The following is a 13,083-nucleotide window of genomic DNA, read 5'->3' on the forward strand; positions in this document are numbered from 1 at the left end:
GGCGGCCGCTCCTTCGCCGCCGGTTCCCCTGTCGCCGGTCACGTCACGCGCCGGTCAGCTGCGGCGGCAGGGGGCGGCGGTGCAGCACGTCCAGCCGGGAGACGGCGCGGGTGAGCACCACGTACAGCCGGTTGAGGCCCCGCTCCTCGGCTCCGACGATCTCCGCCGGCTCGGCCACCACCACGTGGTCGTACTCCAGGCCCTTGGCCATCGTCGCGGGCACCACGGTCACCCGCGCGCCGCCGCCCGTCTCGCCGGCCTCGGCGATCGTGACGCCCGCGTTCCACAGTGCCGCCGCCAGCCTTTCCACGGCGGCGTCGGCGGCGACGACGGCGATCGAGCCGTCATGGCGCAGGGCGTCGCGCACCGCGGCGACGGTGGCGTGCGGCAGATCGGACACCTCCTCGACGCGGAGCCGGCCGTCGGTCCGGAACGAGCGCGTCGGCGGCACGTCCACCTTGAGCGCCCCGAGCAGGCGGTTGGCGAGCGCGACCACGTCCGAGGGCACGCGGAAACCTGTCGTCAACGCGATCACCTGGGCTTCCGGCTTGCCCAGGTGCGCCAGCCGTTCCCGCCAGTCGCGAGCGGCCCACGGCGTCGTGCCCTGCGCCAGGTCCCCCAGCACGGTGATCGAGCCGTGCTCGCTCCTGCGGGCGACGGCCCGGCACTGCATCGCCGACAGGTCCTGTGCCTCGTCGACGATCACGTGACCGTAGCTCCGCGGGCGTTCCAGCAGGCCGGCGACCTCGTCGATGAGCACGGTGTCGGCCGTCGACCACCTGGCGCTCTTGAACGTCCGCGGCGGCCTGGCCCATGTGATCGCCGCCTGTTCCCGCGGCGTCAGCGTCCCGTCCGCGGCGCGGGCGAGCGCGGCGGGGTCGCCGAGCAGCTCCGCGACGACCTCGTGCGGTCGTACGGCGGGCCACACCGCGTCCAGGAACGGTGTGACGGCCCTGCCCATCTTGCGTGTCCAGGCGGCGCCGGTGGTCTGCCCGCGCGCCTCGGCCTGCCGTCGCAGCGCGGCCACGGTGCGGGAGAGCACGCGCTCGCGTCCGACGGCGTAGGGCGGGGCCTCGCGCCGGGTGTCGTCCACGATGCGCCGGAGGTCCTCCTGCGGTACGCGCCAGCGGTAGGAGCCGTCGGGGACGGTGAGCGGCTCGGCGGGCCTGCGCACCCGGCCGTAAAGGGCCCGGCGCAGCACGTCCGCCATGCGGGCGTCGTGCTTGACGGTCGCGGCGGCCTCGCCGTCCACCTGCCGGATCGGGGCGTGGGCCAGCAGCCGCTCCATGGTCGTCTGCTCGACGTCCACCTCGCCCAACGCCGGCAGCACCGCCGAGATGTAGCCGAGGAAGGCGTGGTTGGGGCCGAGGACCAGCACGCCCCCGCGTTCGAGCCGCTGCCGGTGGGCGTAGAGCAGGTAGGCGGCCCGGTGCAGGCCGACGGCGGTCTTGCCCGTCCCCGGAGCTCCCTGGACGCAGATCGAATCCTCCAGCCCGGCGCGGACCAGCTCGTCCTGCTCGGGCTGGATGGTGGCGACGATGTCCCGCATCGGGCCGACGCGGGGACGCTCGATCTCGGCGGTCACGATCCGGCTCGCGGCCCCCAGGTCCTCGCCGCGGTCGAGCCGTTCGTCTTCGAACCCGGTCAGCGTCCTGCCCGCCCAGCCGAAGCGGCGGCGTACGGCGACGCCCTGGGGGTCGCGGGCGCCGGCCCGGTAGAACGCCCGCGAGACGGGGGCGCGCCAGTCGATCACCATCGGCTGCTGCCCCGCGTCGCCGGAGATGTGCCGGCGGCCGATGTAGTAGCGCTGGGCGCGGTGGTCGCCGGCGGCGGGGCCGGAGCCGAAGTCGAGGCGGCCGAAGAACGGCGGGCCGTCGGGCTCCTCGGCCAGCTCCTTGGCGAGGCTTTTGAGGTGCCGTCCGAGCCGCTCGGCGCTGTAGCGGTCGCCTGCCACCCGCTCGCCGACGACCACGTTCAGGCGGGCGCCGTCGAGCATCCTGCGCAATGCCGTCTCGCAGCGTGCGAGGTAGTCCTTCTCGTCTTCCAGCAGGGTCATCCCACACCACCAACCCTTAACTCGGTTAATTTATTAACCAGGTTAACAGCCCTGTAGGATGAATGCGTGACAGGACTTCGGCACATCAAGAGGCAGCGGATCCACGAGGCGATCTCCATGGCGGCGATCACGCTGTTCCTGGAGCGGGGCTTCGGTGAGGTGTCCGTCGCCGAGGTGGCGGCGGCCGCGGAGGTCTCCAAGCCGACCCTGTTCAAATACTTCGCCACCAAGGAGGACCTCGTCCTGCACCGGATCGCCGACCACCAGGGCGAGGCCGCGCGCGTCGTGCGCCGGCGCGGCCCGGAGGAGGGGCCGCTGGACGCGCTGGAGCGCCACTTCCTGGCCGGCCTGGAACGGCGCGACCCCGTCACCGGCCTCAACGACCACGCGGAGGTGCTCGCCTACCACCACATGGTCTTCTCCACCCCCAGCCTGGCGGCCCGCCTGTTCCACTACATGGCCATGGACGAGGAGGCGCTGGCCGAGGCGCTCGCCGAGGGGGCCGACGACCTGACCGCGCCTCTCCTGGCCGGCGAGGTGCTCGCCGTGCAGCGCGTGCTGGCCCGCCGGAACTGGCGCAGGCTCGCCGGCGGGGAGACCGCCGCGCAGGCCTACCCCGAGGCCGTCCGTGCCGCCAGGCACGCCTTCGCCCTGGTGCGGAACGGTCCGGGCGACGCCGGGGCCTCCGGCGGCGCGGCGCCCCGTTAGACGGCGTCGCCGTCCCGGGCGAAGGCCTTCAGCTGCGGGTCGAGGGGGCGTCGGTCATCCGGTTGGCGAAGGTCGAGATCGTGTAGACGCCGACCCCGAGGACGACTTCGAGGGCGTTCCGGCCGGCGCGGGGACGTAGCCGAACTTCTGCCGTACGGCCTCGACGGTGGGGCGGGCGGCGCGGGGCCCGCGCTCCCCGTCCGGCGGGCGCCGGTCTACGCGTGGGCGCCCACGGTCACGGTGCCGACCGTCAGCCGGGGGACGCCTTCGAGGAACTCCCCGACCCGCTCCACCTGCTCGTCGAGCTCGTGGAGCCGGGCCGCGGTGAGAGGGGCGAACGGCTCCACGGTGATGTCGAGCCTGCGGCCGGAGCGGCGCAGATGCCAGACTCCGGCCGCCGTCCCGTCGACGAGCAGCACGGGGAAGTTCCCGGCCTGGCCGCCGGCCAGGGCGCGTTCGGCGGCCAGGCCCGGAAACAGCAGCTCGCGCGGATGGCAGCCGACGGTGTAGGCGTCGAAGTAGGGCAGCAGCCGCACTCCCCGGGGTGGCGTGGAGGGCATCACGGTGTCCCCGGCGACCAGCCAGGCCGTACCGCCGTCGACCTCCACCGTCTGGAGCTCGCCGGCCAGGGACGCGAACAGCTCGGCCGCCCACCGCCGCGGCGCGCCCAGCCACTGGGCGAACTGGGCCGGCGTGGCCGGGCCGTACGCGTGCAGGTAGTGCCGGACGACACCGGAGAGGGCGCCGGCCCGGTCGTCGGGCCGGAAGCCGGGCAGCCACCGCTGCGGGCTGGTGTAGGTGGTCTTCCGGCCCCGGTTGGGGCCGAAACACAGCGCGCCCCGGTTCGCCGCCGTGGACAGGGCCTGGCGCCAGCGCGGCCACATGCCCTGGAACGCCGGCATGACCAGGTCCCCGGCCCACGGGCCGGTGGCCGAGATGACCGCCTCGCTCAACTCGTCGGCGGTCAGCTCGGCGTCCCGCAGCGCGTCCGCGATCGCCGCGACGACCTCGTCGGTCTGCTCGGGCGTCATCCGTGCGTTCTTGGTGGGGTTGCCGAAGGAGGGGAGCGCGGACAGCGCGCCGGTCCACATGGGCAGGTCGCGGGCGGGCAGCAGGTGCACGGTGCCGCGGGGCCCGAACGTCTTCACCAGGTCGCGCTCACTCCACAGGGCCCGGCGGACGTCCTCGCGGGTGAGGCCGGAGATCCGTAGCCCGATGGACAGCTCCGCGGCGGACAGCACCTGGGCGTGCGCGCCGCACATGGCGGCGACGACGTCGGCCGGCCGGGCGTCCCGCGAGGGGGCCGACAGCGCGTGCCGCTCCAGGCGCCTGGCGTGGACCTCGCTCCATGACAGGTGCGTCTCCCGGCTCGTGGGGGTGATCATCGGGCACAACTCCTTCGGTGGTCGCGCTCGGCCGCGGCGCCACCGAACGCGACGGCGGGTGCGGCCGGCGGGACCGTGGTCCGTTCCGGGCCGCGATGCGGCGTCGTGCCCGACTTTAGAGCTCAGCTAGGACAGCTAGTGTCCTAGATGGGTGGCATCCTGGAAACCATGAGCGACACTCCGGCGCGGCTGCTGAGCCTTCTCTCCCTGCTCCAGACCCCGCGTGAATGGCCCGGCAGCGAGCTGGCCGAGCGGCTTCGGGTCAGCCCGCGCACCATCCGCCGTGACATCGACCGCCTGCGCGAGCTGGGTTACCCGGTGCAGGCGAGCATGGGCGCGGTGGGCGGCTACCGCCTGGTCGCCGGCGCGGCCATGCCGCCGCTGCTGCTCGACGACGAGGAGGCGGTGGCCATCGCGGTCGGCCTGCGCACGGCCGCAGGGCATCCCGTGGACGGCATCGAGGAGGCCTCCGTGCGGGCTCTGGCCAAGCTCGAACAGGTGCTGCCCTCCCGGCTGCGGCACCGGGTCGGCGCCCTGAACGCCGCCACCGTCCCGATGCCGTCCGGGGGCGGGCCGACCGTCGATCCCGAGGATCTGACCGTGCTGGCCGCGGCGATCGCCAACCGCGAGCGGCTGCGCTTCGGCTACCGGTCGGGGGAGGGGGCCGAGAGCAACCGGCTGGCCGAGCCGCACCGCCTCGTGGCGGCCGGACGCCGCTGGTATCTGGTCGCCTACGACATCGACCGCGACGACTGGCGGATCTTCCGCGTCGACCGCATCCGGCAGCCGCGGCCGACCGGCGCGCGGATCACCCCGCGCGAGCTACCCGCCGAGGACGCGGCCGCCTACGTCACCGGCAAGCTCCACAATCTGGTCCCCACCTACCGGGCGGTGGCGACCCTGCACGCGCCGGTCGAGGAGGTCGCGAGGCGCCTGGGCGGCTCTCCGGGCGATCTGGAGCCGATCGACGAGCGCAGCTGCCGGCTGCGCGGGCGTCCCGAGACCCTGGAGTGGGCGGCGTTCCGGCTGGCCATGCTCGGTTGCGAGTTCGAGGTCCACGAGCCGCCGGAGCTCGTCGAATACCTGCGCGCGCTGGGCACCCGGGTCACCCGCGCGGCGGGGCCCCGCGGTGGGGTCACGACCGGGTGAACCAGGTGACCCTGGCGCCGTTGCTGAAAGTCTCGGTCTGGGTGGGCGAGAACAGGGTGGGGCGGAAGTCGCCGGAGAAGGCGGAGATGCCCGCGCCCGCGACCACCGGGTAGCTCTTGATGATCAATTCGTCGATCTCCGGGAGGAGGGCGCCGGCCAGCTTGCCGCCGCCGGTGAGCCAGACGTCCTTGCCCGTCTCCTCGGCCTTGAGCTTCCTGACCAGGTCGACCGGGTCGGCGGTGACCAGCTCGACCGACGGGTCGGCGATCTCGCCGAGGGTGGTGGACACGACGTACTGGCGCATGTGGGCGTAGGGGCTGGTCACGTTGACGGCCAGCGCGGGCTCGTAGGTGCCGCGGCCCATCACGAGCGTGTCGAAGGACTTGTTGGGCTCCTCGACCGCCATGCCCACGTGGGGACGGACATGGGTGGGGACGGTCTCCGGGTAGCGCGCGTTGATCCACGCGGCCATGTCATCGCCGAGCGGGAAGAACTCCCACTCGCCGCCGGGGCCGGAGATGTAGCCGTCGATGGAGACGCCGACGTAGTACACAAGCTTCCGCATACCAAAACTCCGCATGTAGTACTATGAATGAAGTGATTTAAACGTAGTACTACAGGCGGAGTGGTGTCAATGCGGAAAAACCCTGAAAGGCGTGCGGCGCTGGTCGATGCGGCCATCGAGGTGCTGGCGCGGGAAGGGGCGCGGGGGCTGACCTTCCGCGCGGTCGACGTGGAGGCGGGGGTGCCGGCGGGCACCTCGTCCAACTACTTCGCCAGCCGCGACGACCTGTTCACCCAGGCGGGCGGGCGGATCTACGAGCGGCTGCAGCCCGACGCGCCGACGATGGCCAAGGCCGCCGGCGTGTCGCGGGACCGGGCCGCGCTCACCGATCTCATGTACGAGCTGGTGGGGCGGATCGCCGCGTTCCGTACCGGTTACCTGGCCCTGCTGGAGCTGCGCCTGGAGGCGACCAGGCGGCCGGAGCTGCGTGCCGTGCTGACCGAGCGGGTGCGCGCGGACATCGACGCCAACCTGAGCAACCACGCGGAGGCCCGCATGCCCGGCGACGCCACCTCGGTGCTGCTGCTCTACCTCGCGCTGAACTGGCTGATCGTGGAGCGGCTCACGCTGCCGGAGATCTTCACGGAGCAGGAGGTCCGCGACCTGGTGGCGGCGGCCGTGGAGCGGGCCGTCCCGGAGGCGGTCACCGGCTGAGAGGTCGCCGCGGAGGCGGCCGGCGGCGATCCGAGCCGTGAGGTCGCCGGCGCCGCAAGGGACGCCGCCGCCCGGCGCTCCCGGCTACGCTCCGCCCGCCGGCGCCTCCGGGGGTTCCTGCTCCAGGACCGGGTCGGTGACCCCGGGTGGGCTGGTGCGCAGCTCCGAGTCCCAGTGAGCCCGCCGGGCGCCCGCCTGGTAGGCGCTTTCGAGGAAGTCCAGCACGGTGGCGACGGGGTCGTCGTGGGCGCGCGCGTCGTCGTAGCGCAGGACGGCCAGGTGGCTGCCCCGCTGCGGCAGCCAGGCGGCCTGCTCGGGACGGAGCGGTTCTTCGGCCAGGCCCGCCGGTTCGGGCGCGGTGTAGGAGTAGAACGCCGGCCAGGGCATCGCGTCGTCACCGAACCAGAACCCGCTGCTGATGACCTCCCGGGAGTAGGCCTCCCTGGTGACGGGGTCGGCCTGGGGCTCCGGGCCGGCCGAGCGGCCCGAGAAGCGGGTGACGGCGATGTCGAAGGTGTGCCAGAAATGGTGCACCGGGCTGATCTTGCCGCAGAACTCCGCGGAGAAGCGTTCCAGCACCAGGTTGACCTGGGACAGAATCTGCCAGTACCGGGTCACCATCGCCGGGTCGTAGTCGGCGTGCTTGGTGTCCTGGGCGAACGGTGTGCCGTCGGTGAGCCCGAACGGCACGGCCTCGATCCCGACCTCGACGCCCAGGTCCTCCAGGGCCTCGAACAGGTTCCGGTGGAAGGAGGCGACCGACTGGCCGATCAGGCCGAAGCTCACGCTGTGCCCGTCCAGCCGGTTGACGATCAGCCGGTGGCCGGCGAAGTCGAAGTCGACGGTGAAGATCGGCGTGCCGTCGAAGCCCCCTGACGGGCGCGTGGTGATGCCCCGCCCGGTCAGATGGAAGGGGACGTTCCACCAGTGGTTACGGCGGACGCTGGTGGCGAGCCGTACCTTGCCGACGATCTGCGTGAACCGGTGCACGGTCTCCTTTGTGCCGATCCAGTCCTCCAGTGGCATGGCGGGAAACCACTCCATCGCCGCCCCCTCACTTCTCCGCTCGGCGTTCACCGTCTCCGGTGCGCTCCTGGGGGGGAGTGCAGGGGCGCATATCTCCAGATTTTCCGCTAAAAGTAGTCATATCATGACCTAAAGTGATCAATCGCTCCGGCTCCCCTCTGACCTGCGCTTACTCCACGCCAAAGGAGGGAACGGAATCCATGACCGGACGGCCCGGGCCGGCCGGTCCCCGTGGCGGGTGACGCCGAGGGCTGTCGGCCGCCGGCGTAGCCGGCGCGCGCCGGCCCGCCGTCCTCGCCCCCGCACCGCCCGGCGCGCCCAGCTTCGCCGAGAGGAGACCGGGATGTCCCTGCCCGGAGGCCTGCAGACCGTCGTCGTGACCGGACAGTATCTGACCCCCGACGGCGAGCCCCGCCGGGGCAGCGTGCTCATCGAGCCGGAGCCCGACGCCCTCACCAGCGCCGAGCACGGCCTCATCGTCCTCGGCGGGACCGAGGCGCAGCTCGACGACTCCGGCCGCTTCAGCCTCGAACTGCTGGCCACGGACGCCGCCGGGGTCACCCCCTCCAGCTGGGCCTATCGCGTCACCGAGCGGTGGCCCGACGCTCCCGACCGCAGCTACTCCCTGGAGCTGCCAGCCGCCGAGCCGGCCGTCTCCCTGCCCGAGGCCGCTCTCTCCGGCAGGGCGCGCGCCGCCGGCGACGACCCCGCCGGAGACCCTCCGGCGGGTACGGCCGGCGCCCGGGGACGCGCGGGCGACGGGAGGAGGCCCGCGGCCGGAGCCATGGACTCCCTCGTCTACGACGCCCGCGAGCACGGCCTCACCGGTGACGGGGTCACGAACGACCAGCCGGCCCTGGCGGAGCTGGTCGACGTGGCGGGCGCGGCCTGCGCCGCCGACGGCCGGGCGCGCGTCATCCACTGCCCGCCCGGCGTCTACTCCATCCGGGACTCGGGCACCGTGTGGCGGAGCGGGGTGTCGCTCATCGGCGCGGGCGCGGCCGCGACCCGGTTCGTCCTGTCGAACTCCGGAAATCCCGCCGACCCGACACCGCTGGCCTTCTTCACCGCCATCCAGCACGGCGCCGGCCCCGACAACCACCTCGCCGACTGCACCTTCGCCGACTTCGAGATCGACGGCTCCGGCGTCGCCCTCGCGGAGTACGACGTGCTCGCCAAGGGACTGGGCCTGCAGTACGTGCTCCGGGGGCGGTTCCGCAACCTGTACATCCATCACACCGCCGCCTCGGGCTTCGGCTGCGACTTCCTGCAGGACTCGGTGGTGGAGAGCATCGTCGCCATCGGCTGCGGGCGGCTGGACAGCGGCGAGCAGATAGGCGGCGCCGGTCTCGGCATCGGGATCGGCGGCTGGGGCGCGGTCGAACGCCTCACCATCATCGGCTGCACCGCCGTCGGCAACGGGACCAACGGCGTCTTCCTGGAACTCCAGGATCGGGAGTGGACCCCGCCGCGCGGCATCCGCATCACCAACTGCCACGCCGAGGGCAACAGGTACGGCATCTCCGACTGGGGTGCCGACGGGCTGATCGTCGCCGCCTGCACCATGATCGGCAACCAGGTGGCCGGCTACGACGTCTCCGGCCTGGGCACGACCTCCGTCGCCGGGAGGGGAGGCATCGTCACCGGCTGCGTCGTCGACGGCAACGTCCGCGACGGCATCAGCATCGGCAACACCCCCGGCCGCTACACCGTCGAGGGCAACCGCATCAGCCGTAACGGCCGCCATGGCTACCGGCAGCACAACCTGCCCGGCGGGCCCGCGCACGCCTCCATCGAGATGGTCCTCGACGGCAACGACATCTGGGGCAACGCCCTCGACGGCGTCCGGGTCGACGGCACCCTCGTCGACGCCGCCCTGCTCGGCAACCGGATCCGCGACAACGGGTGCCGGGCGGCCCCCGAGGCGTCCGGCGGGGGCGCCGGCGTCACCTACACCGCCACCTCCCTGACCGACGCCGCGGCCGCCTGGCCGCCCGACGGGCACCGCGGCAAGATACTCACCGCCGGCGCCCGCACGGCGGTCGTCACCGCGAACACCGCCACCGAACTCGTCCTCGCCCCCTTCCGCCCCGGCGTGACGACGGCCTGGATCGGCGATCCCCCCGCGCCGGGCACCCCGTACAGCCTGCCCGGCTCTCCCGCGGTCCGGGCCGGTATCAGCCTGAACGCGCCGACCCTCAGTCCCACCGTCCGGGGCAACCGTGTCTGGGACAACCAGGATCCCAAGACGCAGACCCACGGGCTGTGGATCACCGCCGAGGGCAGCTGCGTGTCGGGCGCGGTGGAGGACAACGACCTGGCGGGCAACGCCGTCGCCGCGGTCCGTTTCGACACCGCCCCCTCCGGCGGCCGCTGGGAACGCGACCACGGTCTCGACGGCCGCTCCTGACCGTCGCCCGCCGGCGGCGCCTGCGGCCGCCGGCCGTGACGATCGTCCGGCGAAGACCCCGCCACGCCGCCGGGGGAGGCGCCGGCGACCCGCGGGGTCAGGAGGCCGGCCGGCCGTGGGACCGCGCGGGCAGCCGGACCGTCCACGACATCCGGCCCGCCCTGTCCGAGGACGAGCAGACCAGGATGGGGCACGGGCCGTCCTGGAGGACGGGGTCGAGCGTCGAGCCGTTCAGGGGTGCCCCGCCGCTCCCGGCGCCGACCAGCAGCAGGTCGGCGTGCCTGGCGTGGTGGATGATCACGCGGGCGGGATCACCGTAGGCGACGACCGTGCGCGCCGTCGCGGCGGGCCCGCCCCGGAGGGTGGCGGCGATGAGCGCGTCCATCTCCGTCTCGCTCGCGCTGAGGCGCTCCCGCTCGCCGGCGGGACCGTCAGGCCTGTCCTGCAGGACGTGTACGACCACCAGCTGCGCACCCGTCCTGTCCGCCTCCGCCGCGCCACGGCGGAGTGCGGCGATGGAGCGCGGGGAGCCGTCGAGGGCGACGACGACGTGGCGTGATGCGGGGAGAGGCATCTCGATCGGGCTCCGTTTCTCGGACATTCCTTGAGAGAAAGGCGTGCGCAGACACTCTGACGCCATCGGGCGGGCTCTCCCAGAGGCGCACGACCCCTATGCGTCAGCCCTTGGTCCCTATCGGGGTACGGCTATGCATAACGCGTAATAAGCGCAAGCCGTACAGGGTGGGGCAGAGGGGATCCGAGACCCGCCCGGTGGTCTTTTCGGCGGCCGGAAGCCATGCCGGCCGGCACGGTGACGTACCGGCGGACACGTCCGCACCGCCGTACGGTGTCGTGAGGGCGGGCGGGGGAAGAATGAAGGTACCGGCCGGCAAGCGGTGAGGCCGAAGGTCCCGGATGGCCACGTCCGAAGACCCCGGTGAAGCCGGGCGCGGGCCGGAACGTGAGAGTGTGCATATCGGCGGCAGGAGGTGGCCCGATGCGTACCCATGCCCATTGGGCGATGCGCTGCCTGCGTCTTCACCGCTTCGACGGCAATCCGCTGCGCAGGCGTTCGGACCGGATCGACACGGCGATCGTGCTGGTGAGCTTGATGATCTTCATGGCCTTCCTGTGGCCGGCGGCCGGACTCGGGCGGCAGGTCTACGCGAAGGGCCTCCAGGCCGAGCTCGCCGGTCCCGGTCACCGGCAGGCGGTCATCGCCGAGGTCGTGGACCCGGCGCGCGGCCTGGGATGGCGGCCGCGGACGGTGCGGTGGACCACTCCGAAGGGGAGCCCGCAGACGGGCCAGGTGGTGCTCCCGCCGAGCACGCCCGCCGGTTCCCGCACCCAGATCTGGATCGACGGAACCGGCGGGATCACCGCGCCCCCGCAGCGTCACATGAAGACGGTCACCGACGGTGTGGTCGCCGCGATCGCGGTGGCCGGTGGGGCCGGAACGATCCTGCTGCTCTGCCTAGCCGCTACGCGGGGGCTGCTGAACCGGCGCCGCGACGCCGAGTGGGAGCGGGCCTGGGCCCTCGCCGACCAGCGGTGGCGCCGGCCACGGCAGACCTGAGCGCGGGCAGGCCCTCCCCGGGGAGGGCGGCGGCGCCGGCCGCGCGGATGACAGCGACGACGCCGCGCGGATGACAACGGTGGAAGGAGAGCACGATGAAGGCGTCGATAGGAGACAAGCTGATCGTCGAGGGCACCCGGCACGGTGAGGTCCGGCGGGTCGGCGTGATCGTGGAGCTGCGCCACCCGGACGGCTCCCCGCCCTACGTGGTGCGGTGGATGGGCGCCGATCACGAGAGCCTCGTGTTCCCCGGTCCCGACGCGCACGTGATGACCGGCGGGAACCTGCCGGACGAGGAGCGGAACCGGGCGCCGATCACGACTCCGTGACCGGCCGGGCACGAGGCCGGCGGCGTCCGCGGTCGGCCTCCGGACGGACGACCTCCGCGGTCGCTCCGGCCGGATGCCCCCGGTGGCGGCGCCGGCCCGGCCAACTCCGGGCGGTGCCGCCCCGGTGGGCCGGGCGGTGACGCGACGATCCACCGCGACGGTCCACGTCGCCGCGCGCCCCGGCGAGGTCCGGGCTACCTGACGAGCACGGCGGCGCCTTCGACGCGGCCCGCGGCCAGGTCGTCCAGCGCCCGGTCCGCCGCGTCGAAGGGGTAGGCGACGGTCGCGACACGCGGGGGATGCGCGGTGGCGAGCTCCAAATACGCCCGGCCGTCGGCGCGGGTGTTGGCGGTGACACTGCGCAGCGTCCGCTCCTGGAACAGGTGCCGCCGGTAGTCCAGCGCCGGGATGTCACTGAGGTGGATGCCCGCCACGGCGAGGGTGCCGCCCCGGTCCAGGGCGGCCAGCGCGACGGGCACCAGCTCGCCGGCCGGTGCGAACAGGATCGCGGCGTCCAGCGGTTCGGGCGGGGCGTCGGCCGCACCGCCGGCGGAGGCCGCTCCCAGGGTCATGGCCAGCTCACGCGCTCCGGCCGACCGGGTGAGGACGTGCACGGTCGCGCCCTGGGCGATGGCGATCTGGGCGGTCAGGTGGGCCGAGGCGCCGAAGCCGTATATGCCCAGGCGGCCGCCGGCGGGCAGGTCGCAGCGGAGCAGGGCGCGGTATCCGATGATCCCGGCGCACAGCAGGGGAGCCAGCTTCTCGGCCGGCGGGTCCTCGGGGAGCGGGTAGACGTAGTCCTCGGGGGCGGTGAGATATCCGGCGTAGCCGCCGTCGACGTCCCAGCCGGTGTAGGTGGAGGCGGGGCAGAGGTTCTCCGCGCCCCGGCGGCAGTAGCGGCAGCGCCCGCACGTCGAGCGGAGCCAGGCCACGCCCACCCGGGTGCCGGGCGCGAGCCGTACCGTGTCCGGGCCGCTCGCCGCCACGCGGCCGACGACCTCGTGACCGGGCACGGTCCCGGGACGGCGCGGGGGCAGGTCGCCCTCGGCCAGATGGAGGTCGGTGCGGCACACCGCGCACGCCTCCACCTCGACGAGCACCTCGCCGGGACCCGGCGAGGGGACCGGGAGCCTGGTCCGTTCAAGGGGGCGCGAGGTGATCGGGCCGGGACGGGCGACCACCCAGGCGTCCATCTCGCGTGTCCCGGTGGTCACCGGGCCCGCCG

The 13,083-nt window shown here is 73.5% G+C and carries 12 protein-coding genes; 6 read left to right on the plus strand and 6 right to left on the minus strand.

Annotation, left to right across the window (positions count from 1 at the left end; translation table 11 throughout):
* Nucleotides 1-43 precede the first annotated feature (43 nt).
* Complete coding sequence (locus tag SROS_RS19865; protein WP_012890742.1) at nt 44-2,056, minus strand: HelD family protein; 2,013 nt, start codon at nt 2,054-2,056, stop codon at nt 44-46.
* 66 nt (nt 2,057-2,122) lie between these two features.
* On the opposite strand from SROS_RS19865, the gene SROS_RS19870 reads away from it, so the two are divergent.
* Nucleotides 2,123-2,764: a TetR family transcriptional regulator gene (locus tag SROS_RS19870; protein ID WP_012890743.1), complete on the plus strand. Its 642-nt coding sequence runs from the start codon at nt 2,123-2,125 to the stop codon at nt 2,762-2,764.
* Nucleotides 2,765-2,979: 215 nt separating this feature from the next.
* On the opposite strand, the gene SROS_RS19875 is transcribed toward SROS_RS19870, so the two are convergent.
* Nucleotides 2,980-4,149, minus strand: coding sequence for a winged helix DNA-binding domain-containing protein (locus SROS_RS19875; protein WP_012890744.1), 1,170 nt, complete (start codon nt 4,147-4,149; stop codon nt 2,980-2,982).
* 168 nt (nt 4,150-4,317) lie between these two features.
* Here SROS_RS19875 and SROS_RS19880 point away from each other — a divergent pair, with 168 nt between their 5' ends.
* Nucleotides 4,318-5,298: a helix-turn-helix transcriptional regulator gene (locus SROS_RS19880; protein WP_043656130.1), complete on the plus strand. Its 981-nt coding sequence runs from the start codon at nt 4,318-4,320 to the stop codon at nt 5,296-5,298.
* Here SROS_RS19880 and SROS_RS19885 read toward each other — a convergent pair.
* Nucleotides 5,285-5,863, minus strand: coding sequence for a dihydrofolate reductase family protein (locus SROS_RS19885; protein WP_012890746.1), 579 nt, complete (start codon nt 5,861-5,863; stop codon nt 5,285-5,287). The genes SROS_RS19880 and SROS_RS19885 overlap by 14 nt on opposite strands.
* A 69-nt stretch (nt 5,864-5,932) precedes the next feature.
* Between SROS_RS19885 and SROS_RS19890 the strand changes: the two genes are divergently transcribed.
* Entirely contained in the window at nt 5,933-6,517 is a 585-nt protein-coding gene (locus tag SROS_RS19890) for a TetR/AcrR family transcriptional regulator (RefSeq protein WP_012890747.1), read from the plus strand.
* Between the two features lie 84 nt (nt 6,518-6,601).
* Here SROS_RS19890 and SROS_RS19895 read toward each other — a convergent pair whose 3' ends face one another.
* A complete protein-coding gene (locus SROS_RS19895; RefSeq protein WP_012890748.1) occupies nt 6,602-7,561 on the minus strand; it encodes a DUF5996 family protein in 960 nt (319 codons plus the stop codon).
* A 325-nt stretch (nt 7,562-7,886) separates the two neighbouring features.
* Between SROS_RS19895 and SROS_RS19900 the strand changes: the two genes are divergently transcribed.
* The gene (locus tag SROS_RS19900; RefSeq protein ID WP_012890749.1) at nt 7,887-9,953 is read left to right on the plus strand and encodes a right-handed parallel beta-helix repeat-containing protein; all 2,067 of its coding nucleotides are present in this window, start codon (nt 7,887-7,889) and stop codon (nt 9,951-9,953) included.
* Nucleotides 9,954-10,050: 97 nt separating this feature from the next.
* Here the strand turns inward: SROS_RS19900 and SROS_RS19905 are convergent, their stop codons facing one another.
* Nucleotides 10,051-10,554 carry a universal stress protein gene (locus SROS_RS19905; protein WP_169369316.1) on the minus strand — a complete coding sequence of 168 codons (504 nt, stop codon included), beginning with the start codon at nt 10,552-10,554 and terminating at the stop codon, nt 10,051-10,053.
* A 396-nt stretch (nt 10,555-10,950) separates the two neighbouring features.
* Between SROS_RS19905 and SROS_RS19910 the strand changes: the two genes are divergently transcribed.
* The gene (locus tag SROS_RS19910; protein ID WP_012890751.1) at nt 10,951-11,529 is read left to right on the plus strand and encodes an Rv1733c family protein; all 579 of its coding nucleotides are present in this window, start codon (nt 10,951-10,953) and stop codon (nt 11,527-11,529) included.
* 95 nt (nt 11,530-11,624) lie between these two features.
* Nucleotides 11,625-11,858: a DUF1918 domain-containing protein gene (locus tag SROS_RS19915; RefSeq protein ID WP_012890752.1), complete on the plus strand. Its 234-nt coding sequence runs from the start codon at nt 11,625-11,627 to the stop codon at nt 11,856-11,858.
* A gap of 194 nt (nt 11,859-12,052) precedes the next feature.
* On the opposite strand, the gene SROS_RS19920 is transcribed toward SROS_RS19915, so the two are convergent.
* Entirely contained in the window at nt 12,053-13,051 is a 999-nt protein-coding gene (locus tag SROS_RS19920; protein WP_012890753.1) for a zinc-dependent alcohol dehydrogenase family protein, read from the minus strand.
* Nucleotides 13,052-13,083: the final 32 nt, after the last annotated feature.

The organism is Streptosporangium roseum DSM 43021 (genome assembly GCF_000024865.1).
In the GTDB taxonomy this organism is placed as follows: domain Bacteria; phylum Actinomycetota; class Actinomycetes; order Streptosporangiales; family Streptosporangiaceae; genus Streptosporangium; species Streptosporangium roseum.

What these genes read in the sequence shown, in the direction of transcription:
- SROS_RS19865 (WP_012890742.1), bottom strand. Translation starts at nt 2,056, where the DNA reads ATGACCCTGCTGGAAGACGAGAAGGACTACCTCGCACGCTGCGAGACG.
- SROS_RS19915 (WP_012890752.1), top strand. Translation starts at nt 11,625, where the DNA reads ATGAAGGCGTCGATAGGAGACAAGCTGATCGTCGAGGGCACCCGGCAC.
- SROS_RS19875 (WP_012890744.1), bottom strand. Translation starts at nt 4,149, where the DNA reads ATGATCACCCCCACGAGCCGGGAGACGCACCTGTCATGGAGCGAGGTC.
- SROS_RS19885 (WP_012890746.1), bottom strand. Translation starts at nt 5,863, where the DNA reads ATGCGGAAGCTTGTGTACTACGTCGGCGTCTCCATCGACGGCTACATC.
- SROS_RS19905 (WP_169369316.1), bottom strand. Translation starts at nt 10,554, where the DNA reads ATGTCCGAGAAACGGAGCCCGATCGAGATGCCTCTCCCCGCATCACGC.
- SROS_RS19890 (WP_012890747.1), top strand. Translation starts at nt 5,933, where the DNA reads ATGCGGAAAAACCCTGAAAGGCGTGCGGCGCTGGTCGATGCGGCCATC.
- SROS_RS19900 (WP_012890749.1), top strand. Translation starts at nt 7,887, where the DNA reads ATGTCCCTGCCCGGAGGCCTGCAGACCGTCGTCGTGACCGGACAGTAT.
- SROS_RS19910 (WP_012890751.1), top strand. Translation starts at nt 10,951, where the DNA reads ATGCGTACCCATGCCCATTGGGCGATGCGCTGCCTGCGTCTTCACCGC.
- SROS_RS19920 (WP_012890753.1), bottom strand. Translation starts at nt 13,051, where the DNA reads ATGGACGCCTGGGTGGTCGCCCGTCCCGGCCCGATCACCTCGCGCCCC.
- SROS_RS19880 (WP_043656130.1), top strand. Translation starts at nt 4,318, where the DNA reads ATGAGCGACACTCCGGCGCGGCTGCTGAGCCTTCTCTCCCTGCTCCAG.
- SROS_RS19895 (WP_012890748.1), bottom strand. Translation starts at nt 7,561, where the DNA reads ATGGAGTGGTTTCCCGCCATGCCACTGGAGGACTGGATCGGCACAAAG.